Source organism: Bradyrhizobium stylosanthis, assembly GCF_001641335.1.
In the GTDB taxonomy this organism is placed as follows: domain Bacteria; phylum Pseudomonadota; class Alphaproteobacteria; order Rhizobiales; family Xanthobacteraceae; genus Bradyrhizobium; species Bradyrhizobium stylosanthis.
On the sequence record NZ_LVEM01000008.1, the window covers coordinates 69,526 to 95,124 of the forward strand.

The window sequence follows — 25,599 nt, forward strand, 5'->3', positions numbered from 1 at the left end:
ATTGGCGATCATGAACTGCAGGCGGCGCGATCAAGACGCCGCCTGCCATTCCGGTGTTGGGAGCCCTCCCCCCAGGAAGCGGCCTTGTTACTGGGACCGATCCGACGTCCAGCCCTTGTATTCGGCGATGTTGTCTCTGGTCACGAGCTTGGACGGCAGGAGCTCGACGGTCGAGGCCGGCTTCTGGCCATTGAGAATGCCGACGCCGACCTGCACCGCGCGCCGCGCCATGAAGAACGGATCCTGCGAAGCGGACGCCTGGATCTGCGGCGACTGCGGATCTTTCAGCGCGGCCTCGATGTCGGGCGCGCCGTCGACCGCCGTGATGATGATGCCCGTGCGGTTCTGCTGGCGCGCGGCAAGGTCGGTGCCGATCGCCTGAGGATCGTTGATCGCGAAGATGGCGTCGATCTTGGGGAAGCGGGTCAGATAACCCTGTGCCACAGTCAGGCCGCCTTCGCGCGAGCCCTTGCCGTCCTGGTCGCTGGACAGCACCTTGATGCCGGGATTCTTCGACAGGACGTTCTTGCAACCGACGACGCGGTCGATCACGGCGGAGACCTGCGGCCCGTTCTCGATGACGACGTCGCCCTTCCCGCCCAGCTTGTCGACGATGTACTGGCAGGAGATCTCGCCGGCCTGCACGTTGTTCGTGGTCACGGTGGCATCGGCGCCTTCGGCCGCGGTGTCGACCGCGACGACGACGATGCCGGCGGCTTGCGCCTTCTTGATCGCCGGCCCGATCGCCTTGGGATCGCCGGGGTTGAGCAGGATCAGGTCGACGCCGGCGGCGATGAAATTGTCGATCTGGGTGACCTGCTTGCCGAGATCGTATTCGAAGCCGACCGTCGTGATCTTCACGTTGGGATTGGTCTTCTTGGCCTCGAACTCGGCGCCCTTCGACAGCGCTACAAAGAACGGGTTGCCCATCGATCCCAGCGAGACGCCGATCGACTTGAGCTCCTTGGCGAAGCATGGCGCGGCGCTGAGGGCAAGCGCCGTCGCGGCGCCGGCGAGCGTGATCGTCTTCAACATTGGTTTCCTCCCTGGTCTGTCTTCATCCCCGGCACGGCAGACCAGTTGCCGCAGCGGAACCTCGTATCTTCACGTCCTGGCCGCGCCTTCACGTTCTGGCGGAGCCTTCACGTTCTGGCGGAGCCTTGCAGCCGGTAACGATCCAGTGCCACGGCGCCGATGATCACGAGACCCTTGATCACATATTGCCAGATGTCGGAGACACCAATCAGGATCAGGCCGTTCGAGAGCACCGCGATGATCAACGCGCCGATCAGCGTGCCCCAGATCGAGCCAATGCCGCCGACGAACGAGGTTCCGCCGAGAATTACGGCGGTGATGGCATCGAGCTCGTAGGACTGGCCGAGCTGCAGGCCGTTGGCGGCATAGAGCCGCGCCGCCTGCATGGCACCGCCCAGCCCGGCGAAGAGTCCGGAGATGCCGTAGACGAAGATCAGCACGGCCCAGACCTTGATGCCGGCGAGCCGCGCCGCGCTCTCATTGCCGCCAACCGCATAGATGTGCACGCCGAGCACGGTCCGGCGCAGCACCAGCCACGAGACGAAGATGACGAGCAAGGCGATCACCGAGAGCCACGGGATCGACGCGACGCCCGGAATGAGCGTCAGCGAGCCGTTGCCGATGAAGGCATAGGGAATGGACGGATTGAACACGGTGGTGTCGGCGCCGAGCAGCCGAGCGAGGCCGCGCACGGCGGTGAGAGAGCCGAGCGTGACGATGAAGGGCGGCAGGCGCAGCAGCGCGATCAACGCGCCGTTGACGATGCCGAAGCCAAGGCCGGTGAGGACGGAGACCGGCAGCCATAGCATCCCGAGCTCCGGCAGCTTGGAGAGCGTCAGACCAGCCATGGCCGAGGCCGCGAGGATCGAGCCGACCGAGAGGTCGATACCGCCGGTGAGGATGACGAAGGTCATGCCCGCGGCGAGCACGGTGTTCACCGCGGCCTGCTGCAGCACGATGCCGAGATTCTGTCCGGTGAAGAAGCGCCCCTCGGAGAGAAAATGAAAGCCGATGCACAAGATCAGCAGCACCGGCAGCATGCCGAGCGCGCTGATCAGCATCCTCACCCGCTGGCGCTTGGTCTCCGCAGCCGCGCCGTTGGTCGTCGAGGGCGCGGGCTTGGCCTGCGATGCACCATTGTCAGGCATCCAGATGCTCCATCCCCGTGGCAAGCGCCATGATGTCTTCCTGCGTGAGCGGCGAATGCGGCCCGCGTGCGACCTCGCCGGCGATGTGCCCGGCGCGCATCACGATGACGCGGTCGCAGATGCCGATGATCTCCGGCAGATCGGAGGAGATGACGAGGATCGCGGTGCCGACCTTGGCCAGATTGTCGATGATCGAATAGATCTCGGATTTGGCACCGACGTCGACCCCGCGCGTCGGCTCGTCGAGGATGAGGACCTTCGGCGCAATGGCAAGCAGCCGCGACAGCAGTACCTTCTGCTGGTTGCCGCCCGACAGACCGCCCGCGGGAACGCCGACACTGGCGGCACGGATGCTGAGCCCTGCAAAGGCCCGGTCGGCGCGCTCGCGACCCTTGTCGCGATCCAGGACCCAGCCGAGCTTGGCATCGCGTCCGAGCACCGCGAGATTGATGTTGTCCAGGCATGACATGTCGAGGAACAGGCCGAGCGCCTTCCTGTCCTCGGTCAGATAGGCAATGCCGGCCTCGAGCGCGGCGCCGGGGGTACGGATGTCGATCGGGCGGCCCTCGAGTTCGAGACGGCCCGAGGTTCTCGCCGATGCGCCGATGATGAGATGCGCAAGCTCGGTGCGGCCCGCGCCGATCAGCCCGGCGAGCCCGACCACCTCGCCGGCATGTACGGTGAGCGAGCAGCCCTTGACGCGGTGGCCGTCGGCCATGTCGATCGCCGCCAGCACCGGGTGCCCCCGCCCCGCGCCGGGATCGTGATCCTTCTTGTAGAAGGAGGAGACGTCGCGCCCGACCATCAGGCGGACGATGGTATCGGCGCGGATATCGGGCTTGTCGAGCGAGCCGACCAGCCGGCCGTCGCGCAGCACGGTGACGCGGTCGCCGAGCGCGTAGACCTCGTCCATGCGATGCGAGATGTAGATGATGGCAAGCCCCTCGGAGCGCAGCTGGCGGATCAGCGCGAACAGCCGCTCGCTTTCGGCCGCCGACAGCGAGGTGGTCGGCTCGTCCATGATCAGGATCTTTGATCTCGCATGCAGCGCCCGCGCGATCTCGACCAGTTGCCGCTGCCCCATGGACAGATGCGCCACCAGCGTCGATGGCAGGAAGTCCGCTCCCAGCCGCTTCAGGATCGGGCCGACGCCCTCGCGCATCGTGCTGCGCGCCAGCAAGCCGGCACGCGAGATCTCCCGCCCCAGATAGATGTTCTCGGCAACACTGAGATTGGGAGCCAACGACAGCTCCTGATAGATGATCGAGATGCCCGCCGCACGGCCGCCGAGCGGGCCTTCGATCCGCACCGGATGTCCTTCGATGCGGATCTCGCCGCCGGGATCGGGCCGGTAGGCGCCGGACAGGATCTTCATCAGCGTCGATTTGCCGGCGCCGTTCTCGCCCATCAGGGCATGGATTTCGCCGGCATAGACGGTGAGATCGACCGTACGCAGCGCCTTAATGCCGAAGAAGGTCTTCGAGACCCCGCGCATCTCAAGGATCGGATCGTTCATCGTGCCTCCCGGCGCACAATGCGTTCCCTACCCGCGTCTCAATCGGTGTGTCAGCGCGGCTCACGCATTAAACAAAACGCCGCAAGCCAGGGCAATACCGAACAGACGGGAATTGAGCATCGAAGCGCGGCTAGTGGCGCGGCCGATACAGTTCGCGCCAGGCGGGAAGCCGCTCGGCATACGCATCGACCAGTTTTGCGTCGGGTTCAAACGTCTCGACGCGCTGCGGCCGCGTGCAAATTGCGGGGATCGCCTCGCCCGTGACAGCAAGCCGCCCCAATCTCGCCGCACCGAACGCCGCGCCGGTTTCACCACCGGCAAAACGGTGAACCGGAACATTCAACACGCTGGCCAGCACCGAAAGCCAGAACGGAGACCGCGAACCACCTCCGATGACGTCGGCCTCCGCAATCGCCATGCCGGCATCTGCGAGCACATCGCGGCAATCGGCGAGCGCGAAGGCAACGCCCTCGAGCACAGACTGCACGATCGCCGCGCGATCGGTGCCGTGGCTCAGACCATCGAGCATGCCGCGCACGGCGGGATCGTCGTGCGGCGTCCGTTCACCGGCGAGATAAGGCAGGAAGCTCACGGGAGACGGCGCTTGCGGGCGCGACCCCAGCGGCGCCAGCAGCTCGGCCTCGGTGGCGCCGAACAGGCGCGCGGCCCAGGCGAGGCACGAGGCGGCCGACAGGATCGCGCCGGCCTGGATCCACATGCCGGGAATGGCATGACAGAACGTGTGCACGACGCGATCGGGGTTGGCGGCAATCCTGTCGGTCGGCGCCAACAGGGCACCCGAGGTTCCCAGTGATACGAACGCGGTTCCCGGCCGGATCGCACCGATGCCGACCGCGCCCGCCGGATTGTCACCGGCCCCGCCTGCGATGATCGGCGGCTTGGCCATGCCCCAGCGCTGCGCGAGCTCGCCCCGCAGCCGTGCCGCAGGCGCACATCCCTCGACCAGGCGCGGCATGTGATCGCGCGACAGTCCGGTCGCGGCCAAAGCTGCGTCGGACCAGTCGCGGCGAGCGACGTCGAGCCACAGCGATCCCGATGCATCCGAGACGTCTTCGACGGCCTCGCCCGACAGGACGAGGCGCAGATAGGCTTTGGGAAGCAGAACGAGCTTCGTCGCCGCAAAGATATCGGGTTCATGCGTCGCGACCCAGAGCAGCTTCGGCGCGGTGAATCCCGGCATCGCCTTGTTGCCCGTGGTCGCGCGCAGGGCGGGCCAGCGCTGCTCGAGAATCCGACACTCGGCGTCGGAGCGTCCGTCGTTCCAGAGGATGCAGGGCCGCAGCGGTTTCGAGCTCGCATCGAGCAAGGTGGCACCGTGCATCTGGCCGGACAGCCCGATGCCTTCGACCGCCGCCAGCTCTTTTCCATGCGACGCCTTCAGGGCATCCAGCGTGGCAAAGGCCGCATCGATCCACTGCGCGGGGTCCTGCTCGTAATAACCTGGTTGCGGCGAGACGGTCGCGAGCGGCCGGCTCTCGCTCGCAATCACGCGCTGGGCATCGTCGACGAGAACGGTCTTGACGGCGGAGGTGCCGAGATCGATGCCGAGATACATGATTGTCTCCCGCTCACTTCGCTGTGTCGATCCATATTCCCGGCTCCGAATGCTCGCGAATATGGGTGACCAGGAAGTCGGAAAAGACCCTGATCTTGGCGGGCAGCCTGACGCGGTTTTGATAGGCGATGTTCATGGTGAGCAGCGGCAGCTCCCAGTCGCTCAGGACGGGCACCAGCCGGCCGGCCGCGATGTCGCCCTGCACGATGTAAAGCGGCTGGATCAGGATGCCGAGCCCTGCGCGCGCCGCGCCGCAGATGATCTGGCCGTCATTGCTGTCGAGCGTCGGCGCGATCCGGACGGTCTGCGTCGCGCTGCCCTTGCTCAGCCGCAGCGAATAAGGATCGTTGGCGAGGTTGTAGATCAGCATGTTGTGGCGGGCGAGATCGGCGGGATGCTCCGGCCGGCCGTGCTTGTCCAGATAGGAGGGAGCCGCCGCGAGCACGCGGTGCATCTGGCCGATGCGGCGGACGATGATGTTGGAATCCGGCTCGTGCTCGCGCGTGCGGATCGCCACGTCGATGCCGGCCTCGATGAAATCCAGATAGCGGTTGGCGCTGATGATCTGGACGCTGAGATCGGGATAGAGCGCGCGGAAGGCCGGCAGCATCGGCGCGAGATAGATCATCGCGAAGGACAGCGAGCTCGTGACGCGCAGCATGCCCTTCGGTGACAACGCGCGGTCGGAGACGGCGTCCTCGGCTTCGGCGAGCTCGTTCAAGAGCGTGCTGCAGCGCTGCAGCAGCTCCTGTCCTGCCTCGGTCAGCCATTGCCGGCGCGTGTTGCGCTCGATCAGGCGGACCGCAAGCCGCTCCTCCAGCGCGCTGAGATGGCGGCTGGCGGCCGCGTTCGACATCCGCAGGATTTCGGCGGCCTTGGACAGGCTGCCGAGCTCGGCGGTTTTGGAGAAGACTTCGAGTTGGAGCAGCCGGTCCATTTTTGCGGAATAAGGAAAAGAGACTTACAAATTTTGACCTTTATTTCCGATTTCTGCAAGGCAAAATGGCGCCAATAAAGCACAATGGCAGGCGAGGAAATCAGGAAATGTCGGGCCCGATCAGGCACATCGTGATGTGGCGGCTGCGCGGGGAGACCCCCGAGGAGCGCTCGGCCGCCCGGGTCAAGGTCAAAACCCTGTTCGAGGGCCTCAAGGGCCGGATCGAGGGCCTCACCCATATCGAAATCGGCATGGACGTCAGCGCGGTGGACTACGCCTGCGACGTGGTGCTGTTCTCCGAATTCACCAGCCAGGCCGCCCTCGCCGCCTACGCCAATCACCCCGAACATTTGCGCGTCCGCGAGGCGCTTGGCGACTTGCGGATCGGACGCTTCCAGGTCGATTATCCCATCAAAGAGACCGGCGCATGATCGGTTCGTTCACCTTTGAAAACCTGCCCTGCCGCGTCGTGTTCGGCAGCGGAACCCTGGCGAGCGCAAAGGCCGAGGTCGAACGGCTCGGCGGCAAGCGCGCGCTGGTGCTGACGACGCCGCAGCAGGAGGCGCAGGGCAAGAGCCTGGGCGCCGCGCTCGGCCCGCTCTATGCCGGCATCTTTCCGGGCGCGACCATGCATACGCCGGTCGACGTTACCGAGCGCGCGCTCGCCGCGATGAAAGCCTGCGAGGCCGACTGCGTCGTCTCTCTCGGCGGCGGCTCGACCACGGGCCTCGGCAAGGCGCTGGCCTTGCGCACCGGGGTCAACCAGCTCTGCATCCCCACCACCTATGCCGGCTCGGAGATGACGCCGATCGTCGGCCAGACCGAGAATGGGCTAAAGACCACGGTGCGCGACGCGGCGATATTGCCGGAGACCGTGATCTACGATGTCGACCTCACCCTGACGCTGCCGGCGAGCCTGGCGGCGACATCAGGCATCAACGCCATCGCGCACGCCGTCGAGGCGCTCTATGCGCGCGACACCAATCCCGTGACGTCGCTGATGGCGGAGGAAGGAATTCGCGCGCTCGCGCGGGCCCTGCCCGCCATCGCGGCCAAGAGCGACGACCACGAGGCCCGCACCGAGGCTCTCTATGGCGCCTGGCTGTGCGGCGTTTGTCTCGGCACCGTCGGCATGGCGCTGCATCACAAGCTCTGCCACACGCTCGGCGGCACTTTTGACCTCCCGCATGCGGAGACCCACACGATCGTGCTGCCGCATGCGCTGGCCTACAACGCGCCGGCTGTGCCCGATGCGATGGCGCGCATCTCGCGTGCGATCGGCGCGGCCGACGCATCGCAGGGTCTCTATGACCTCGCCAAGCGGCTGGGCGCGAAGCTGGCACTGCGTGATATCGGCATGCCCGAGAGCGAAATCGACAAGGCAGCCGACCTCGCCGTCACCAACGCGTATTGGAACCCGCGCCCGCTGGAGCGCAATGCCATCCGCGACCTGATCGCGCGCGCCTGGGCCGGCGAGCCGCCCGGCGCCGTCAAAGCGGCGGCTTGAAGCGATGCGCCGCACGTTGATCAGATCGGCCACCGTCATCAGCATGGATGACGCGATCGGCGACCTCGCGACCGGCGACGTGCTGGTCGAGGGTAGCCGCATCGTTGATGTGCGGCCATCGATCGAGGTTGCGGCCGACACAGAGATCCTCGACGGCAAAGGCCGCATCGTCATCCCCGGCCTGATCAACGCGCATATGCACACGTGGCAGACGGGCCTGCGCGGCTTTGCCGCGAACTGGACGCTGCTGGAATATTTCCGCCGCATGCATGCCGGCCTCGCGACCGTGTTCCGGCCCGAGGACATTTATATCGCGACGCTCGTCGGCGCGCTCAACCAGATCAACCACGGCGTCACCACGCTGGTCGACTGGTGCCACAACAATCCGACGCCCGATCACACCGATGCCGCCGTGCGCGGGCTGATCGAGAGCGGCATCCGCGCGGCGTTCTTCCATGGCTCGCCAAAGCCGGAGCCGAAGCCGGGCGAGCCGCATTTCTCGGAAGTGCCGCATCCGCGCCGCGAGGTCGAGCGGCTGCTGGCCGGTCCCCTCGCCGACCGCGACGGGCTCGTCACGCTCGGGCTCGCCATCCTGGGCCCGCATTATTCGACGCTCGACGTCGCCATGCAGGATTTCCGGCTGGCGCGCGAGCTCAAGCTGATTGCCTCGATGCATCAGGGCGGCGGCCCGGCCAAGACGCCCGGCGGCTGGGAGAAGCTGATCGAGGCAGGACTCGTCGGCCCCGGCGTCAACATCGTCCATGGCAACGACCTGCCTGACGATCTGCTCGACCGCATGGTCGATCTCGGCGTCTCGTTCTCGGTGACGCCCGAGAACGAGATGATCCAGGGCCACGGTTTTCCGATCACCGGACGCCTGCTCAAGCGCGGCGTGCGGCCGACCATCGGCATCGATCTGGAATCCGTGCTGGCCGGCGATCTCGTCTCTGCTGCGCGCGTCGCGCTGTCGATGCAGCGAGCGCTCGACAATTCGGAGTCGCGCAAAGCCAGCGGCACCATTCCGGCGACGACCACGATTCCCGTGCGCGAGGCGCTGCGCTGGATCACGACCGAAGGCGCCCGCATGCTCGGCCGCGAGCACCAGATCGGCTCGCTCACGCCGGGCAAGCTCGCCGACCTCGTCATCATCAACGCCTCCGATCTCAATCTCCATCCGGTGCACGACCCCGTTGCGACCGTCGTGATGCAGACGAGCCTTGCCAATATCGAGGCCGTCATGATCGGCGGAGCCTGGAAGAAGCGGAATGGCAAGCTCCTGGTCGAAGGACTGGAGACGAAGAAAGAGCTGCTGAGCCAATCCGGCCGGCGGCTGGTGCAGGACATCGAACGACAAGGACGCGCCGCCTGACGGCGCCAACGGACAAGAACAATGACAGACGGATCGAAAAACATCGCTTTCATCGGGATCGGCAAGATGGGCCTGCCGATGTCGGTGCTCGTCGCCAAGGCCGGCTATGCCGTCACGGCGTTCGACCAGAGCGCGGCGCGCGCCAGCGAGGCGCGCGCACAGGGCATTTCGATCGCCGCTTCGCCGACTGAAGCGGTGAACGGCAAGGCCGCGGTCGTGACCTCTCTGCCCGATGATGCTGCCTTGCGCGGCGCGCTGCTTGGTCCCGCCGGCCTGATCGCAGCGATGGCCGCCGGATCTGTCTTGATCGAAACCAGCACCGTGAGCGTCGATGCCTCCACCGAGGTTGCGGCTGCCGCACAGGCACGCGGCGTTGCCTATCTGCGCTCACCGGTCTCCGGCAATGCCAGCATCGTCCACACCGGCGCGCTGACCTGCTTCGTCTCGGGGCCAAAGGACGCCTTCGAGACCGCAAAGCCGCTGTTCGCCGCCTTCACCCGCGCCCAGACCTATCTCGGGCCGGCCGAGGAAGCCCGCTACGCAAAGCTCTCGGTCAATCTCATGATCGCGGTGTCGGCGGCGATGATGGCGGAGAGCCTCGCGCTGGCGCGCAAGGGCGGCATCGCCTGGCAGGACATTTTGAAGGTGCTCGACGACAGCGCGGTGGCGTCGCCGATGGTGAAGTACAAGACGGCGCCGCTGCGCAGCCGCGACTTCGAGTCCACCTTTTCCTGCAAGCAGATGGCCAAGGACCTCGATCTCATCCTGGGTGCCGGCCATGCCGTCGGCGTGCCGCTGCAGCTCGCAGCCCAAGTGCGCGAGACCTATGGCTCGCTGGTCGCCCAAGGCGACGGCGACACCGACTTCATCGCGACCGTCAAGCACCTGGAACGTCTGTCCGGGCTTGGCGAACCGAAACTCTGATCGCGGAGATAGACATGCGTAACTTCAACGAGAACACGATCACGGATGCGGTGCTGGAGCGGATCGCGGGTGCGAGCGATCCGCGCATCAAGCAAGTCAGCGAGGCGCTGGTGCGGCACCTTCACGCCTTCGTCCGCGAGGTGCGGCCGACGCAGAAGGAATGGGAGTACGGCATCGATTTCCTGACCCGCACCGGGCACATGTGCGACGACAAGCGCCAGGAATTCATCCTGCTGTCGGACACGCTCGGCGTCTCGATGCTGGTCGACGCCATCAACCATCCGGTGCCGGAAGGTGCGACCGAGACCACGGTGCTCGGCCCGTTCTTCGTCCAGGCCGCGCCGGAGAAGGACAGCGGCGCCGATATCTCCGGCCCGATGGAAGGCGACCCGATGCTGGTCACCGGCTCGGTCTCGACCGTGGACGGAAAGCCGCTGGCCGGCGCCATCGTCGACGTCTGGCATTCCGACGATGACGGCTATTACGACGTGCAGCAGCTCGACGAGATCGGTAACCTTGCGATGCGCGCGCGCTTCCATACCGATGCCAACGGCCGCTTCCATTTCTGGTCGATCAAGCCCGCCGCCTACCCCATTCCGCATGACGGCCCGGTCGGCGACATGCTGGAGGCACAAGGACGCCATCCCTGGCGTCCCGCGCATGTGCACTTCATGATCTCCGCGCCCGGCTTCGAGCAGCTCGTGACGCATGTGTTCGTCGCCGGCGACAAATATCTCGACAGCGACGTGGTATTCGGCGTCAAGGACAGCCTGATCCGCGAATTTACGGAGCACCCCGCTGGTCGTGCGCCGGATGGTCGCATGGTGGACAGCACGTATTTTCATCTCAACTACGATTTCGGCCTGAAGCAGGTTGCGAGCAGCGCAAGGGCCGCCTAAGCCGGACGACAACGCAGCGGACCGGCAAGAGTCCGCGAACGGGGCAGACAGGGAGCAAGGATGGGACCGCGGGTCAGCACGAGCATTTTGGCCGATCGCCTCACCGGCATGATCGGCCCGCGCGCGAGCGTTGCGCGCGGTGTGCTCGATCAGCATGGGCAGAGCGAGTCGCACTATCGGAGCCTGCCGCCCGACATCGTCGTCTTTCCCGAGACGACGCAGGAAGTGGCCGACATCGTGAAGCTGTGCGCGGGCGCGGGCATGCCGATCGTCCCGTTCGGCGCCGGAACCTCGCTCGAAGGCAATGCCGCGGCGGTCGCAGGCGGCGTCTGCTTCGACTTCGCGCGCATGAACAAGGTGCTGGCGGTCCACGACAGCGACATGGATGTCGTGGTGCAGCCCGGCATCACGCGCAAGCAGCTCAATGCGGAGCTGCGCAATACCGGACTTTTCTTTCCGATCGATCCCGGCGCCGACGCCTCGATCGGCGGCATGACCTCCACCCGCGCCTCCGGCACCATGGCCGTGCGCTACGGCACCATGAAGGACAATGTCATGGCGCTGGAGGTAGTGCTGGCCGACGGCCGCATCATCCGCACCGCAAAGCGTGCGCGGAAGTCGGCCGCGGGCTACGATTTGACGCGCATGTTCGTCGGCGCGGAAGGCACGCTCGGCGTCATCACCGAGGTCACGCTGAAGGTGCACCCGGTGCCGCAGGCGATCTCGGCCGCGGTCTGCAGCTTCGATACACTGCACGACGCCGTCGACACCGCGATCTCCGTCATCCAGTCCGCGATCCCCGTGGCGCGCATCGAGCTGCTCGACGACGTCATGATGCGCGGCATCAATGCCTACGCCAAGCTGGGCTACCGCGAGGCGCCCACGCTGTTCTTCGAATTCCATGGCTCCGAATCCTCCGTCGCCGAGCAGGCCGAGGCAGCGCAAGCCATCGCGGCCGACCATGGCGGTCATGGCTTTGCATGGGCCAAGGCCCCTGAAGACCGCAGCCGGCTCTGGCACGCCCGCGACAACACGCTCTATGCGGGCCTCGGCCTGCGCCCCGGTGCGCGCGCGGTCATCACCGATGTCTGCGTGCCGATCTCGCGGCTGGCGGAATGCCTGACCGAGACCCGCCGCGATGCCGACGAGCACGGCTTCACCGCGCCCATCGTCGGCCATGTCGGCGACGGCAATTTCCACATGCTGATCCTGATTGACCCCACCAAGCCGGAGGAGACCGAAGGCGCCAAGGCGCTGCAGGCCCGCATGGTCGCCCGCGCCATCGCCATGGACGGCACCTGCACCGGCGAGCACGGCATCGGGCTCGGCAAGATCGATTATCTCACCGACGAGCTCGGCGAGGCCGTCGACGTGATGCGGTCGATCAAGACGGCACTCGACCCCGAGGAACTGATGAATCCCGGGAAGATCTTTTCAGGCGGAGCCAGGGAATGAGCGACGCGCTCCCGATCGAAGTCACCTCGCCTGTCCCGCTGCTGGAGCTGCGCGGGATCAGCAAGGAGTTTCCCGGCGTCAAGGCGCTGGATGACGTGTCCTTTGCCGTCTACCCCGGCGAAGTTCACATGCTGCTCGGCGAGAACGGCGCTGGTAAATCGAGCCTGATGAAGGTGCTGTGCGGCGCCTACCGGGCCGACGCCGGCGAGTTCTACCATGAGGGTAACAAGGTCGCGATCTCCTCCACCGCGGATGCGCAGAAGCTCGGCATTGCCGTGATCTTCCAGGAGTTCTCGCTCGTCCCCCATCTCGACATCGCCCAGAACATCTACCTCGGCCGCGAGCCGAAGGGCCGCATCCCCGGCACCATCGACCGTCGCAAGATTCTGGCCGATGCGAAGCGCGTGCTCGATACGATCGGCTTCGACATCGATCCCTCCACCATCGTCGACAAGCTGGGCGTCGCACAGCAGCAGATGGTCGAGATTGCCAAGGCGATCAGCCAGAACGCCCGCATCCTCGTCATGGACGAGCCGACCGCGGCGCTGTCCGACCGCGAGACCGAGCTGCTGTTCGCGCTGATCGCGCGGCTGAAGGCTGACGGCGTCTCGATCGTCTATATCTCGCACCGCATGGCCGAGGTATTCGCGCTCGGCGACCGCATCACCGTGCTGCGCGACGGCCGCCGCATCGACGGCGTCAAGCCCGCCGACGTCACGCCGGACCAGCTCGTCCGCATGATGGTCGGCCGCAACGTCGACATGACCTATCCGCGCAATTTTGCCGACAAGCCCGGCGAGCTGCTGCTTGAGGTCAAGGGACTGAGCGCGGCCACCGGCATCTCCGACATCAACATCGAGGTGCGCCGGGGCGAGATCGTCGGCCTGTGCGGCCTGGTTGGCTCCGGCCGCAGCGAGGTCGCCCGCGCCATCTTCGGCGCCGATCCCGTGACCTCGGGCGAGATCATCTTCGACGGCAAGACCATCTCGGGCGAGCCTGACCTCGCCGCCCGCCGCGGCATCGCGCTGATCCCCGAGAGCCGCAAGAGCGAAGGCCTCGCGCTACTGCGATCGGTCAGCGACAATCTCGTGGTGTCGGCGCTGCGAAAGCTGTTCCCGAGCGGGCTGTTCGACCAACGCAGCGCGCAGCGGACGTCCGATGCACTCATTCGCCAGCTGCGCATTGCGACGCCCAGCGCGCGGCAGACCGTCGGCCTGCTCTCCGGCGGCAACCAGCAGAAGGTCGTGATCGGCAAATGGCTGGCCGCCGGCTCGAAGCTGTTCATTTTCGACGAGCCGACGCGCGGCATCGACATCGGCGCCAAGTCGGAAATCTTTGCCCTGATCGACCGGCTCGTCGCGGAAGGCGCGGCGGCGCTGATGATCTCATCCGAGCAGGTCGAGATCTGCCATGTCTGCGACCGCGCCTATGTGATGCGCGAGGGCCGTATCGCCGGACACCTGACCCGCAATGAACTGACCGAGGAGAACATCGTGCGACTGGGGATGCATCATGCGTGAAGCCGCGGTCGTCTCGGAGCCCAATCCACTGCAGCGCATTCCCGGCGTTGCCATCGTGCTGGTGCTGCTGATCGCGCTGTTCAGCGCCATCGCGCCCGGCTTCCTGTCGGTCGCCAACCTCTCCAACGTGCTGGTGCAGTCCACCATCCTGACCATGCTGGCGCTGCCGATGACCCTGATCATCATGACGGAGGGGCTGGATCTCTCGATGGGCGCGGTGCTGACGCTGACCTCGCTGTGCGTCGCCATCGTCTCGCTCGCGACCCACTCGATGCTGCTCGGCCTCGGCGCCGGCCTGCTGGTGGGCGCGGCCTTCGGCGTCGCCAATGGCTGGCTGGTCGCTATCCTGGGTATCCCGCCCTTCGTCGCGACGCTGGGCACGCTCGGCATGGCGCAGGGCCTGTCGCTGATCGTCAGCGACGGCCAGAGCGTCGTCGGCATCCCCCACAGCGTCCGCGACATCTATTCGGCGACGGTGCTCGGCATTCCCGTGCCGATCGTGATGGCGCTCGTGACCTACGCGGCCTTCCACGGCCTGCTCTACCACACCCGCTTCGGCACCTACATCTTCGCCCTCGGCGGCAATCGCGAGGCGCTGCGCTATGCCGGCCTGTCGCCCAACAAGCTGCTGATCGCGGTCTACGCACTCGGCGGAGGCATGGCCGGCATCGCGGGCCTCCTAATGACCGCACGGATGAACTCCGGCCACCCGACCGCCGGCCTCGGCCTCGAGTTCGATGCCATCGCGGCCGTCGCCGTCGGCGGCACCTCGTTCGAGCGCGGCAATGGCTGGCTGCTCGGCACGCTGCTCGGCGTCCTCTCTGTGGGTGTGCTGCGCAACGGGCTGAACCTGATCTCGCTGCCCTCATCGGTGCAGGTCGCAAGCGTCGGCGTCCTCGTTATCGTTGCCCTGTTCCTCGACGGTCTCAGGAGCCGAGCATGACCGATATCAGCAAGGACGTCATGGCGCCGCCCCGCTCGTTCCTGTCGCAAGATGCCATTCAGGTGTTCTACCGCCTGCTCGCAGCACTCCTGATCTGCGCGGTGCTCGCCGTGCTCAGCGATTCCTTCCTCAGCCTCGGCAACATCCTCAACGTGCTCCGGCAGGCAAGCCTGACCTTCTTCATCGCCTCAGGCTTGACGCTGGTGGTGCTCACCGCGGGCCTTGATCTCTCCGTCGGCGCCAACGTCGCACTGTCAGCCTGTATCGCCGGCACGGTCATTCACAAAACCGGCTCGCCGGCGCTCGGCATTCTCACCGGGCTTGCCTGCGGCGGCATCGTCGGCCTGCTCAACGGCGTCATGGTCACGGCGCTGCGTATCCCCTCCTTCATCGCCACCTACGGCATGCTCTGGGTGCTGAACGGCCTCACCTACTGGTACATGGCGGGTGAGACGCTGCACGGCTTCCCCGCGGGCTTCCGCCAGATCGGCAGCGGTTATCTGTTCGGCCTGCCCATCCCGGTCTATCTGCTGCTGGTGTTCCTCGGCATCGGGACACTGTTCGCGCAACGCACGATCTGGGGCCAGGAGATCTATGCGATCGGCGCCAATCCGGTCGCGGCGCGGCTCTCGGGCATTCCGGTCGCGAAGCGCCTGCTGCTGGTCTACACGGTGTCCGGCACCATGGCGGGGCTCGCCTCGATCATCTTCCTGTCGCGACTCAATTCGGCCGAGGCCGACATCGGCGAGAGCCTGACGCTGCCCGCGATCGCGGCCGTGCTGATCGGCGGCACGTCGCTGTTCGGCGGCGTCGGCACCGTGTTCGGCACCTTCATCGGCGCGCTGATCCTGACGCTGGTGCTGAACGGCATGAACCTGCTGTCGGTCAGTGCCAACTGGCAGCCGCTGGTGACAGGCATCATCGTCATTCTCGCGGTCTGGCTCGACATGAAGACCCGGCGCCGCGCGCAATGAGTTCTCAAGAAGTCCAACAAGCAAAATGAGGGATGGAGGCAATATGAAGAAGAAGCTGGGTTATCTGGCGCTGCCGCTGCTGATGGCGGCTGCGTTCACCACCGAAGTGCGTGCCGACGGCGAGACCATCGCCGTCTTCACCAAGAACCAGACCAACCCGTTCTTCCAGACGGTGCGGGTCGGCGCCGACAACATGGCGAAGGCGCTCAACGCGAAGACGCTGCAATACATCCCGACCAAGCCGGACTCGATCCCCGAGCAGCTCAGCCAGATCGAGGACGTCGTGGTGAAGAAGCCGAGCGCGATCGTCTTCACGCCAGTCGACTACAAGGCGATGGTGCCGGGCGTCGAGAAGATCAACGAGGCCAAGATCCCCGTCGTCAACATCACCGACCGCTCCGCCGGCGGCAAATTCCTCTCCTTCGTCGGCGCCGACGATTACAGCCTGGGGCTGGAGACCGCGCGCTTCCTGCTCAAGACGCTGGGCGGCAAGGGCAATATCGTCATCATCGAGGGCGTCAAGGGTTCGCTGACCAATGTCGACCGCGTGCGCGGCTTCAACGACGCGCTGAAGGAAACGCCCGGCGCCAAGCTGCTGGCCTCGCAGCCCGGCAACTACCAGCGGCTGCAGGCGCTTCAGGTGATGGAGAACCTGATGCAGTCGAATTCGCAGATCGACGGCGTGCTCGCCGCCAACGACGCCATGGCGGTCGGCGCGATCGAGGCGCTCGACGGCGCCAACCGCAAGGCGCAGGTGATCGGCATCAACGGCACCAAGGAGGCGATCGATGCCATCAAGTCCGGCAAGCTGCTCGCCAGCGGCGATTACAACGGATTTGCCCAGGGCTGCCTCGGCACCATGATGGCGATCCGCTCCTTGCGCAACCAGCCTGTCATCAGCGAGATCGTGCTGAAGCCGACCGTCATCACCAAGGACAATTATCAGCCGTTCGACGTGCCGCTGGAGCAGCGCACCTGCCCGACCTTCGAGGACGCCGGCAAGCTCGGCGCAAAATAAGCACACGACGAACACGGACGGCCGCGCTCGCGGCCGTCCCAAGAACGAAGCCAAGAAGAAACCAAGAAGCGGAGACCACCATGCTGTTCGCCATTCACGCCGTCGACCGCACCGGCGCGCTGCCGACCCGGCTCGCCAATTACGACGCCCACAAGTCCTTCCTGAGCGATACCTCGCGCTTCGGCGTCAAGATCGTGATGTCGGGGCCGCTCGTCTCCGACGATGGCGCCACCATGATCGGCAGCCTGTTCCTGATCGAGGCGCCCGGTCGCGCCGAAGTCGAGGCCTTCAACAAGGCCGATCCCTTTGCAGCGGCCGGCATCTGGGAAAAGGTCACGATCACGGGCTTCCTGCGCCGCCAGGGTTAGGATTTCGCACGAGCTGACTATTTTTGAGAAGGCGTCTCAACCGCCTTCGAGGGCGTCCTGCCCCGTCGCCGGCCAACTCGCCGTCACAGACCGGCTAGTGGATGGTCGGGTGGTCGAAACGCAATTCCGCCTGTGCAGTCACGATCTCGAAGTGTGCCGTATCGTGCCTCGCAGCCAGTTCGCGGGCAGCCGCCTGATCCCGGCTCCATCCCGGCTCACGACGCGCGCGCCGTTCCCGATAATCGATCAGCCAGATGGTTTCCCAATAAGTGAGGCCCACGAAGACGTCGCGCCCCTCGGAGTCCGGCACCAGCTCGCTCAAGTAGGTGACGTGGCTCCGCAGCTTCTCTGCAGTCATGACCCGTCTCCTCGCTTGGCTTTGGCTAGGCATGCGGTCTTCGTAGAGGAATGACCTGGGCCGAATGCATCGGCTGCGGAAGTTCGGTCGACGTCGATTGCGCCCCTTTCCTGGCTCTGAACTTCGTCCAGCGAAGTTCGGGCTTGTAGCCGTAGAGCACGTCGAGCCAGGTTTCGGACAGCGTCGCGGTCGCGAAAGGCAATTCGGGGATGGTCCAGTCGGTGCTGCTCTCGATGCCTGTACTCATGGGCACCCGAACCGCCGATCCCGCCCATACCAGGCCGCCGGCCGGCAATTCGACGTATTCGCAATCGTCCCGCTCCGTCCATTCCTGAACTGAGCGGGCGAGACTTTTGGGGTGATCGGCGAACAAAAGGCCGACGATCTCATGACTGTCAATTGAGCGGACGAGATAAGCTGGCATTGGCAATCCCAAAAATTGGGCAATCTGAAAAATTGGATATTGCCTATTTTTCCCGATCTTGCCAAGTCCCTCGCCGGCGAGGGGAGCATGGACCCGTGCGATATCCGTCCGATTAATCTATCGGAATTCGGCAAGATTTCGCTCGAAGGCCTGCGCTCATCACCATTAAGAGCAGGCCCTTCTTCTATTTTTTCCCGAAATATCAACCGAACGGGTGATGCCACGAGGGCCCAGGGACTACATTCGCCCCGATTTACCAATTCTGCACTTTGGTTTGACCCAGGCCGGCGAAAACCGCAGACTCGAAAAACCGGGATTTTGCATCACCCTCCCGGGGCTGGAGCAGCGCCGTCCGCAGTTTCATTTCAAGCGGGCGGCGCTGTTGGAATCTTCGTGCTTCGGACCGAACGCAAAGCGGCCAGCTCTCCGAGCGTGATCATAAAAGAAGAATGCGGCTATCCGTCTTCGGGGTGAAGCGCGGCCTTCATGCTCCGCAGCTTGGCAATCTTCCACATGATCCGCTCGACCAGGCCGTCATCGAAATCGGACAGCTGAACAACGAGTTCCTTGAACCTTTGAATCTTCCGGTCGAAGACCGAGCAACGATCGCACATCAGTCTGCAATTGCCCTGGCGGAATGGCTTTTCTTGATATCGACGCAGGTGAAACATTCAAAATATGGGATGAAGTTAATGCGCGTAATGCCGTGCGTAAAGAACGCACGCGACGACTCGCGATTCATATTCGGGGATTAGTGCAGGGAATCGCTGGGCTGGCAGAGCCCCTCCGTCAAAGTGCGGACGCCGACGATCTTTTCCTGCTCACATAAAACTCTATAATGGGCGCTTTAATCGACACATTTGATCGACGGGTATTACATTGCCATCATCCATCGAATTGATCGTTGCCTCTCATGTGGCATTGAAGGACCGGCGGGGGCTGGAAGAGCTGCGGGAGCATCGTCGCCGGCTGCTCGAGCAACTCCGGACCGTGTCCGGCATCGATCCGATCCGGGCCATCGAGCGGATGGAGGAAGACATCAAGGCGATCGACGAGGGGCTCGAGCAGCTCAAGCCCCCGCCGGGCACATTGCCTGACAATGACTGGCGCTAGCTCAGTTCCGTGCCTTCAGAAGCAGGCTCGTCTGCCGCTCCATTTGATACGCCAGCTGCTTGCGCTCGAATCTGAGCGCGGCCTGTTCCTCGAGCGTGATGTGTCCCTCCCGCTCGAGGACGTCGATGAGAAAAACCCTGTCCTCAATATGCCGTTGGCGCTTCTGGATATCTTCCATGAGGCCTTCGAGCTCGGTTCGAAGATCTTGATTCACAATTGATGCCCTTCAATCTCAAACTGAAAGGCATCCACTATGTGTCTGAGAACTTAAGCAAGGTTTGCGTCGGGTCGTTGCCTGGCCCAACCGACATTAACTCGAAAGCGGCTTCTGTTAATGCCGCAGGCAAGCTGTCTGAGACCTCGTGAGGGTGGCCCCGGACCGCAACCTGGACGGTTCGCCGGGCCGGCCTCGTCACCCGCCCCGGCGCCAACCGGCCCTGGGTCGGAGCCCCGCTGGCGACCGGCGATCGAGGCAAGCCGATCGCAGCTCAACCCGTCGGCCGCTCCGGGCGACGGTATCCGAATCGACGAAGGCGGAACGGCGCCGGCAGAACCTGGGCCACCTCCCCCCGGAAGTCCGGGAAACTATTCAGCCTGCGGCAAAAGCTTCCTCGCCAGCCTTTCCCGTCGCGCCCGTGCGGAACTCGACGCCTCGGTCGATCGCTACATCGCGGTACAGCAGCGGCGGGATTAATAAGCAAAATCAGATTGCTAACGCGCAGAATACACGCACAGTTTGTGCGACGCAGCAGGCCCGATTGAGGTAATTAGCTACGCCAGAAGGGCTCAACCCCGTGTTGCGTGCGCAACGGCAGCCGGGTCGATTGCTGCAAGCTGTGACTGAAATGTCATAGGTGAGACCGTAGCAGTTTGCTAATTCTTCCCGAGCAATAATATTTGTTAAAAGCCTTTTATGGTGGGGACCATGAAGCCGGCGTATTTAGCCTTAGCAACCATCGTCCTGGCGGTCGCCCCCGCGAGAGCCGAGCAATTTTCCATCAACGACGCCTTGCGTCAGGCGATGCAGACCAACCCGGGAGTGGGTGAGGCCTCGGCGAACCGCCGCGCAACCGAGAGCGAACTCCGCCAGACGCAGAGTACGCTGTTACCGCAAGTGCGCATCGACGCCAGCTATGGGCCGGAGAAGTTCGACCAATCGCCGGGCTTCATCGCGCCGAGCATTGCGGTCCCGACGACGGGATCCGGGCCGTGGCGGAATGGAAGCCAGGAATCGGTCGTCGTCCGGCAGCTTCTGTTTGATGGTTTTACCTCCATCCACGAGGTATGGCGCCAGAATGCGCGGGTGAACGCCGCTGCAGCACGCGTCAAGGAGCGAACCGAGCTTATCGCGCTTGACGCTGCCGAGGCCTATATCGACGTCGTGCGCTATATGCGCCTGGTGAGCCTCGCGCAGCAGAACGTTGCCAATCACGAGAAGATCTTCTCGAACGTGAACTCCCGGTTTTCGGGCGGACGCGCCGGCGAAGGTGACCTCGAGCAGTCGCGGGAGCGCGTCGAAAGTGCGCGTGCTGCCCTGGCCGAGTTCCGCCGCAGCCTCGAGGACGCACGTGCGAAGTACCGCAAGGTCGTCGGCATAGAGCCTTACAATGTGCGCTTCCCGGGCCCGTTGCGGGGTCTCCCGGCCAGCCGGGATGAAGCGCTCGCGGTCACGCTGCGGTTCAACTCGACGATCAACGCGGCCCAGTCCGATGTCGATGCCGCCAAGCACGCCTTCAAGTCCACGGACGGCCTGTTTGCCCCGAAGTTCTATCTGGAAGGCCGGGCGACGCATTACGACAACTCCTTCCCCTATGTGGCTGCCGCCGGCTCGCCCGCCGTCACCCACGAGGACTACAGCGGCAAGGTGGTGATGTCCTGGGACATCTTCCGCGGCGGACAGGACGCGTGGAATCGCTCGGAAAAGGCTGAACGCTTCACCGAAGCGACCGCCCGGCACGCCCGCTTGCAGCGGGATGCGTATGAGTCGATCGACAAGGCCTGGAACGCTCGTACGGTCACGCAGACTCGCATTACGGCGCTGACTGGCCAGCTGGAGGCCGACCGCAAGACCATCGCCGCCTTCCAGAAGGAATACGAGCTCGGCCAGCGTTCGCTCATCGATCTCCTGAACGCCCAGAACCAGTTCTTCAATGCGCAGGTTTCGCTGACCTCGGCGCGGGCGGTTGTGGTGTTTGCGGACTATCAGCTGCTCGCCGCGACGGGAACCCTGATCGAATATCTGAAGGCCCCTCCGCCTGTCGACGCAGCTCCGACCGATCTCAACCTGTTCGGCCTGCCGGATTACAAAGTGCCGACGATCCGCTGGACCCTGCCGCAGACCGGCTCGGAGCCGGTGCGGGTTGCAGTGCCGGCACCGACGGCCGCGCCGGTTCGGCTGTCCTACGCTGCGACCGGGCCTGCCACGTCGGCATTCGGCGATCGCTTCTCCGGGGAGCCTGAGGCCGGGTCCGTCAAGGTTGCCGGCGTGTCGGCCTGGTTTGCGCAGCGCGAAGGCGCCGGCGGGCCGATCGTGCTCGATAGCTCGACCAGCCAGCGCAGCTCATATGCCGCGGCCGAGAAGCCCCATTGGCTGCTGACCGCATTCTCGCCGATTACAAAATAGTAACATCGACCGGATGACGAACGAAAAGCCCGCACTTGTGCGGGCTTTTTGATTTCAGCCAACCCCCGATAATGCACGGATAGCCTTGCGGTCGCACCATTGTTAATCGTTAATCTCGACGGCCCAAATGACTAAATGAATTAACTGGCAATTTGTCGTAGTCTTTCGACGACTTTGCAAAGTTCGCGTCATCGCTTTTCATTTAAGGCATACCAGCTTGTTGTTTCGTCGAACAAAGACGGCTTCGGCCGCCCAAAATGCACGCCCGGACAACATCGGCGAGGAGCCCGCGGTATCGGCCCGGGCCGAGAGGGTCGGAGCGCAACAAGGCGATCCCCTGCTGGACTCGCTCATCTTCCTGGCCGGACATCACGGCAGAGCCGTGACACGCGACGGCTTGCTCGGCGGCTTGCCAATCCTCGACGGGCGCCTGACGGTTTCGCTCTACGAACGCGCAGCGCGCCGCGCGGGCCTCGAGACCGAAGCCACCCAACGCAAGCTGCTGGACATCCCGCCTCTCGTTCTTCCGGCCGTGCTGATCATGAAGAACGGAACGACGCTGGTGCTGCTGAGCATCGACGAGGCCAAGCGTACCGCCAAGGTGATCGACCCCAGCAACCGGCCGTATGTGCCGCAGATGCTGACCCTCGATGCGATCGCTGCGGGATACACGGGTTACGCCTTCTTCGTCCGGGCAGCTGCCGAGTTGGACCCGCGAGCCGTTGCCGCCGGCAGTCTGCCGCGGCAACACTGGTTCTGGTCTGTCGTAAGGGCGCATTGGCGCAACTACGGCCACATCGCGCTGGCGGCGCTGCTCATCAACATTCTCGCCCTTGCCATGCCGCTCTTCACGATGAGCGTCTATGACCGGGTCATTCCGAACGGAGCCATTCCTTCACTCGTCGCTCTGTCGATCGGCATGGGCCTCGCCATCGTCTTTGATCTGGTCCTGCGGATGGTCAGGAGCAAGATGATCGACGTGACGGGCAAGACGATCGATGTCGTCCTTGCCGCCAACATCTTTGAACACGTCATGTCCGTGAAGATGGCGCAGCGACCGACGTCGGTCGGCATCCTCGCCAACCAGCTTCGCGATTTCGATTCCGTTCGCGAGTTCTTCACCTCCGGGAGCGTGGTTTCGGCGACCGATCTGCTGTTTGCCGTCCTGTTTGTCGCCGTTCTCTTCGTGGTCGCCGGCCCCCTCGCCTGGGTGCCGCTCCTGATGCTGCCCGTCATGATCGGAATTGGCTTCCTGCTGCAACGTCCGCTCAACCGGGCGATGAAGCGACTGCAAGCGGAATCGGCGGCCCGCCATGGCGTGCTGGTGGAATCGCTCGCCGGTCTCGAAACCGTGCGCGCGTCGGGCGGTGAAGCAAGAATGCAGACGGCCTGGGAGCGTTCGGTTGCAGCGACGGCCCGGTCCGGCGAAGCCGTACACTTCTGGTCGTCCCTGGCGCTGACTGCGGCAAACTCGGTGCAGATGTTGACCAGCCTGCTGATGATCATCATCGGCGTCTTTCTGATCCAGAACGGCACCCTGACGGTCGGCGCCCTGGTCGCAGCCAATATGCTTGCCGGCCGGGTTCTGGCGCCGATTGCGGGCATCGCGTCCGTGATCACCCGCGGCACTCAGACCTTCTCGGCGCTCAAGTCCATCGATCGGATCATGACGCTGGAGCGGGAACGTTCGCCGGAACGGACCTATGTCGCCAGGAAAATCGAACAAGGCACCATCAGCTTCGAAAACGTCTCCTTCACCTATCCCAATGCGCCTGGGAAGGCGCTGGACAAGGTCACCTTCAAGATTCAGAGCGGTGAGCGCGTTGGCATCATCGGTCGGGTGGGTTCGGGAAAGACGACCGTCGGGCGCCTGTTGCTCTCCTTCTACGAGGCACAGGATGGTCGCATCCTGGTCGATGGCGTCGACTCTCGCCAATATGATCCCGCGGATCTGCGCGCCGGCATCGGCTTTGCCATGCAGGACACTGATCTGTTCTTCGGCAAGCTGCGCGACAACATCACCTTGGGCTATCCGGCGGCGACCGACGAGGAAGTGCTCGCGGCCTCGCGCCTTGCCGGCGTCGAGAGCTTCATCGCAGGCCACCCCATGGGCTACGACATGCCCATCGCAGAGGGCGGACGCAGCCTCTCAGGGGGGCAAAAGCAAGCCATTGGCCTCGCGCGCGTCTTGATCCGCAAGCCCAGAATCCTGTTTCTGGATGAGCCGACCGCTCATTTCGACGTCCGCAGCGAGGCCGAGTTCCTCGAGCGGCTGAAGAAGCTCGACGATGCGCAGATGACCATCGTCATCTCCACGCATCGTCTTTCACTGCTGACCATGGTCGATCGGCTGCTGCTGTTCGACAATGGTCGGCTGGTGGCCGACGGGCCGCGCGATCACGTGTTGAGCCTGTTGCAAGGCAAGGCTCAGTCGGCCGAGCCTGCCGTCAATCCCCGAGTGGTTCAACAAGTCCAGCCGGCGCAGAAGTCCAATGTCAGCTGATTTCGCTTACGCCAACGATATTCGCGCGGCCGTCCGATTGAGAACGCCGCGGACCTCCCGGATGCTGCTGTGGGCGTTCTTCGCCCTGCTCTCCACATTCCTGATCTGGGCTCATTTCGCCGTGCTCGAAGAGGTCAAGCGCGGAAACGGCAAGGTCGTCCCCTCGCGACAGATTCAGGTCGTCCAATCCCTTGAAGGCGGGATCGTCGGCGACATCCTCGTCCAGGAGGGAGCGGTGGTCCAGCAGGGGCAATCCCTGATGCGGATCGACGATACCAAATTCGCTTCCGAATTTGGCGAGATACGGGAGCGCCGCGCCTCGATGGCCGCGCGCTTCGCGCGGCTCGACGCCGAAGCCAGGGGCCGCAGCGAGATCGTCTTTCCCGACCAGATCGATGTGGTCGCTCCCGCCGCCGTGGCAACGGAACGCAGCGTCTTCAAGACCCGCGCCCTCAAGGTTTCGCAGGACGTCGACGTCCTCAATCAGCAGATCGTCAGGCTGACCCAGACATCCGCCCTGCTCGATCGCGAGCTCGCTTTGACCCGCAAGCTCTACGAGCAGAAGGTCGTTCCCGAGATCGAAATGCTTCGTCTGGAGCGTCAATCCGCAGAGGCCAAGGGGCAGATCGCCGAAGCCAAGGCGAAGATCGCGACCACGATTTCGACCTTCCGGGCTGCAGCAGACGAAGACCTCGCCAAAGCGCGGGCCGACCTTGCAGTCCTGGACGAGAACATCAAGTCCGCCCAGGACAGGGTGCGCAGGACGGATCTGCGCTCGCCGGTTCGCGGCATCGTCAACAAGCTGAACGTCACGACGATCGGCGCCGTCGTTCAGCCCGGCGCGAACCTCATGGACATCGTGCCGCTCGACGATTCGTTGCTGGTCGAAGGCAAGATAAGGCCGCAGGACATCGCCTTCATCCGCCCGGGCCAGGATGCCGTCGTCAAGATCTCCGCCTACGACTCCTCCGTCTACGGCCATCTCGCCGGCAAGGTCGAGCGGATCAGCGCCGACACGATCCTCGACGACAAGGGTGAGGCCGCGCAGCGACCGGAGACCTACTATCGCGTGATGGTTCGAACCGACAAGAACCATCTCGGTACGGAGGAGACCCCGCTTCCGATCATCCCGGGCATGATCACGACGGTCGAGATCCTGACCGGCAAGAAGAGCGTTCTGGATTACATCATGAAGCCGGCTCGTACCTTGCGGGATGAGGCGCTCCGCGAGCACTAGAGCGCGACGAGACCAGGATGTCTCGTCATCGTGCTTTAGCTCGTGGTCTAAGCACGGTCTGACCGGAAAACCGCTTCGCGCTTATCCGGTCATGCGTTAGATCCGCCACCGCCCGGCTTGCTTAATGACTCCCTAATGCGCGATCGCAAGCT

General features: G+C 64.4%; 24 protein-coding genes. 16 read left to right on the forward strand and 8 right to left on the reverse strand.

The genetic code is table 11. The features are described 5' to 3' along the window. Positions 1–87: 87 nt before the first annotated feature. The 5 genes from A7X65_RS38185 to A7X65_RS38205 form a co-directional block, all read right to left on the reverse strand. Positions 88–1,035 carry an ABC transporter substrate-binding protein gene (locus tag A7X65_RS38185; protein WP_063694568.1) on the reverse strand — a complete coding sequence of 316 codons (948 nt, stop codon included), beginning with the start codon at positions 1,033–1,035 and terminating at the stop codon, positions 88–90. Positions 1,036–1,142: 107 nt separating this feature from the next. Next, complete coding sequence (locus tag A7X65_RS38190) at positions 1,143–2,183, reverse strand: ABC transporter permease subunit (RefSeq protein WP_063694569.1); 1,041 nt, start codon at positions 2,181–2,183, stop codon at positions 1,143–1,145. Beyond that, positions 2,176–3,699 carry a sugar ABC transporter ATP-binding protein gene (locus A7X65_RS38195; RefSeq protein WP_063694570.1) on the reverse strand — a complete coding sequence of 508 codons (1,524 nt, stop codon included), beginning with the start codon at positions 3,697–3,699 and terminating at the stop codon, positions 2,176–2,178. Before A7X65_RS38195 ends, A7X65_RS38190 begins: the two co-directional genes overlap by 8 nt. A 130-nt stretch (positions 3,700–3,829) precedes the next feature. Beyond that, positions 3,830–5,275 (reverse strand): xylulokinase, encoded by a 1,446-nt coding sequence (gene xylB / locus A7X65_RS38200; protein WP_063694571.1) that lies wholly within the window; start codon positions 5,273–5,275, stop codon positions 3,830–3,832. A 13-nt stretch (positions 5,276–5,288) separates the two neighbouring features. Beyond that, entirely contained in the window at positions 5,289–6,212 is a 924-nt protein-coding gene (locus A7X65_RS38205) for a LysR family transcriptional regulator (RefSeq protein WP_063694572.1), read from the reverse strand. Positions 6,213–6,319: 107 nt separating this feature from the next. On the opposite strand from A7X65_RS38205, the gene A7X65_RS38210 reads away from it, so the two are divergent. The 11 genes from A7X65_RS38210 (at position 6,320) to A7X65_RS38260 (ending at position 17,189) form a co-directional block, all read left to right on the forward strand. Continuing rightward, the gene (locus tag A7X65_RS38210; protein WP_063694573.1) at positions 6,320–6,643 is read left to right on the forward strand and encodes a Dabb family protein; all 324 of its coding nucleotides are present in this window, start codon (positions 6,320–6,322) and stop codon (positions 6,641–6,643) included. Continuing rightward, positions 6,640–7,719, forward strand: coding sequence for a maleylacetate reductase (locus A7X65_RS38215; RefSeq protein ID WP_063694574.1), 1,080 nt, complete (start codon positions 6,640–6,642; stop codon positions 7,717–7,719). The genes A7X65_RS38210 and A7X65_RS38215 overlap by 4 nt, the downstream gene beginning before the upstream one ends. A gap of 4 nt (positions 7,720–7,723) precedes the next feature. Beyond that, positions 7,724–9,088 (forward strand): amidohydrolase family protein, encoded by a 1,365-nt coding sequence (locus A7X65_RS38220; protein ID WP_063694575.1) that lies wholly within the window; start codon positions 7,724–7,726, stop codon positions 9,086–9,088. 21 nt (positions 9,089–9,109) lie between these two features. After that, positions 9,110–10,012: an NAD(P)-dependent oxidoreductase gene (locus A7X65_RS38225; protein ID WP_063694576.1), complete on the forward strand. Its 903-nt coding sequence runs from the start codon at positions 9,110–9,112 to the stop codon at positions 10,010–10,012. Positions 10,013–10,026: 14 nt separating this feature from the next. Next, positions 10,027–10,911 carry an intradiol ring-cleavage dioxygenase gene (locus A7X65_RS38230; RefSeq protein WP_063694577.1) on the forward strand — a complete coding sequence of 295 codons (885 nt, stop codon included), beginning with the start codon at positions 10,027–10,029 and terminating at the stop codon, positions 10,909–10,911. 60 nt (positions 10,912–10,971) lie between these two features. Continuing rightward, positions 10,972–12,366, forward strand: a complete 1,395-nt coding sequence (locus A7X65_RS38235; protein ID WP_063694578.1) for an FAD-linked oxidase C-terminal domain-containing protein — start codon at positions 10,972–10,974, stop codon at positions 12,364–12,366. Further along, on the forward strand, positions 12,363–13,886 hold the full coding sequence (locus A7X65_RS38240) for a sugar ABC transporter ATP-binding protein (protein ID WP_063694579.1): 1,524 nt from the start codon (positions 12,363–12,365) through the stop codon (positions 13,884–13,886). Before A7X65_RS38235 ends, A7X65_RS38240 begins: the two co-directional genes overlap by 4 nt. Further along, positions 13,879–14,829 carry an ABC transporter permease gene (locus tag A7X65_RS38245; protein WP_063694580.1) on the forward strand — a complete coding sequence of 317 codons (951 nt, stop codon included), beginning with the start codon at positions 13,879–13,881 and terminating at the stop codon, positions 14,827–14,829. The genes A7X65_RS38240 and A7X65_RS38245 overlap by 8 nt, the downstream gene beginning before the upstream one ends. Continuing rightward, positions 14,826–15,803, forward strand: a complete 978-nt coding sequence (locus A7X65_RS38250) for an ABC transporter permease (protein ID WP_063694581.1) — start codon at positions 14,826–14,828, stop codon at positions 15,801–15,803. The genes A7X65_RS38245 and A7X65_RS38250 overlap by 4 nt, the downstream gene beginning before the upstream one ends. Positions 15,804–15,846: 43 nt before the next feature. Beyond that, positions 15,847–16,821, forward strand: coding sequence for a sugar ABC transporter substrate-binding protein (locus A7X65_RS38255; RefSeq protein WP_063694582.1), 975 nt, complete (start codon positions 15,847–15,849; stop codon positions 16,819–16,821). An 80-nt stretch (positions 16,822–16,901) separates the two neighbouring features. Next, positions 16,902–17,189: a YciI family protein gene (locus A7X65_RS38260; RefSeq protein ID WP_063694583.1), complete on the forward strand. Its 288-nt coding sequence runs from the start codon at positions 16,902–16,904 to the stop codon at positions 17,187–17,189. A 94-nt stretch (positions 17,190–17,283) separates the two neighbouring features. Here the strand turns inward: A7X65_RS38260 and A7X65_RS38265 are convergent, their stop codons facing one another. Beyond that, on the reverse strand, positions 17,284–17,547 hold the full coding sequence (locus tag A7X65_RS38265) for a hypothetical protein (protein WP_156528435.1): 264 nt from the start codon (positions 17,545–17,547) through the stop codon (positions 17,284–17,286). A 25-nt stretch (positions 17,548–17,572) separates the two neighbouring features. Beyond that, positions 17,573–17,971 (reverse strand): hypothetical protein, encoded by a 399-nt coding sequence (locus A7X65_RS38270; protein WP_063694585.1) that lies wholly within the window; start codon positions 17,969–17,971, stop codon positions 17,573–17,575. A gap of 449 nt (positions 17,972–18,420) precedes the next feature. Here A7X65_RS38270 and A7X65_RS42340 point away from each other — a divergent pair, with 449 nt between their 5' ends. Together A7X65_RS42340 and A7X65_RS38275 are read left to right on the forward strand one after the other, a co-directional pair. Then, complete coding sequence (locus tag A7X65_RS42340) at positions 18,421–18,726, forward strand: hypothetical protein (RefSeq protein WP_156528436.1); 306 nt, start codon at positions 18,421–18,423, stop codon at positions 18,724–18,726. Positions 18,727–18,850: 124 nt separating this feature from the next. Then, entirely contained in the window at positions 18,851–19,084 is a 234-nt protein-coding gene (locus tag A7X65_RS38275; protein ID WP_063694586.1) for a hypothetical protein, read from the forward strand. Between the two features lies 1 nt (position 19,085). Here A7X65_RS38275 and A7X65_RS38280 read toward each other — a convergent pair whose 3' ends face one another. Then, positions 19,086–19,262, reverse strand: coding sequence for a hypothetical protein (locus A7X65_RS38280; RefSeq protein ID WP_156528437.1), 177 nt, complete (start codon positions 19,260–19,262; stop codon positions 19,086–19,088). Positions 19,263–20,009: 747 nt separating this feature from the next. Here A7X65_RS38280 and A7X65_RS38285 point away from each other — a divergent pair. From A7X65_RS38285 to A7X65_RS38295, 3 genes are all read left to right on the forward strand, one after another. Beyond that, on the forward strand, positions 20,010–21,707 hold the full coding sequence (locus A7X65_RS38285; RefSeq protein ID WP_063694588.1) for a TolC family outer membrane protein: 1,698 nt from the start codon (positions 20,010–20,012) through the stop codon (positions 21,705–21,707). A 220-nt stretch (positions 21,708–21,927) separates the two neighbouring features. Beyond that, a complete protein-coding gene (locus tag A7X65_RS38290) occupies positions 21,928–24,210 on the forward strand; it encodes a type I secretion system permease/ATPase (protein WP_082885204.1) in 2,283 nt (760 codons plus the stop codon). Beyond that, positions 24,200–25,447: an HlyD family type I secretion periplasmic adaptor subunit gene (locus tag A7X65_RS38295; protein ID WP_063694589.1), complete on the forward strand. Its 1,248-nt coding sequence runs from the start codon at positions 24,200–24,202 to the stop codon at positions 25,445–25,447. The genes A7X65_RS38290 and A7X65_RS38295 overlap by 11 nt, the downstream gene beginning before the upstream one ends. Positions 25,448–25,599 lie beyond the last annotated feature (152 nt).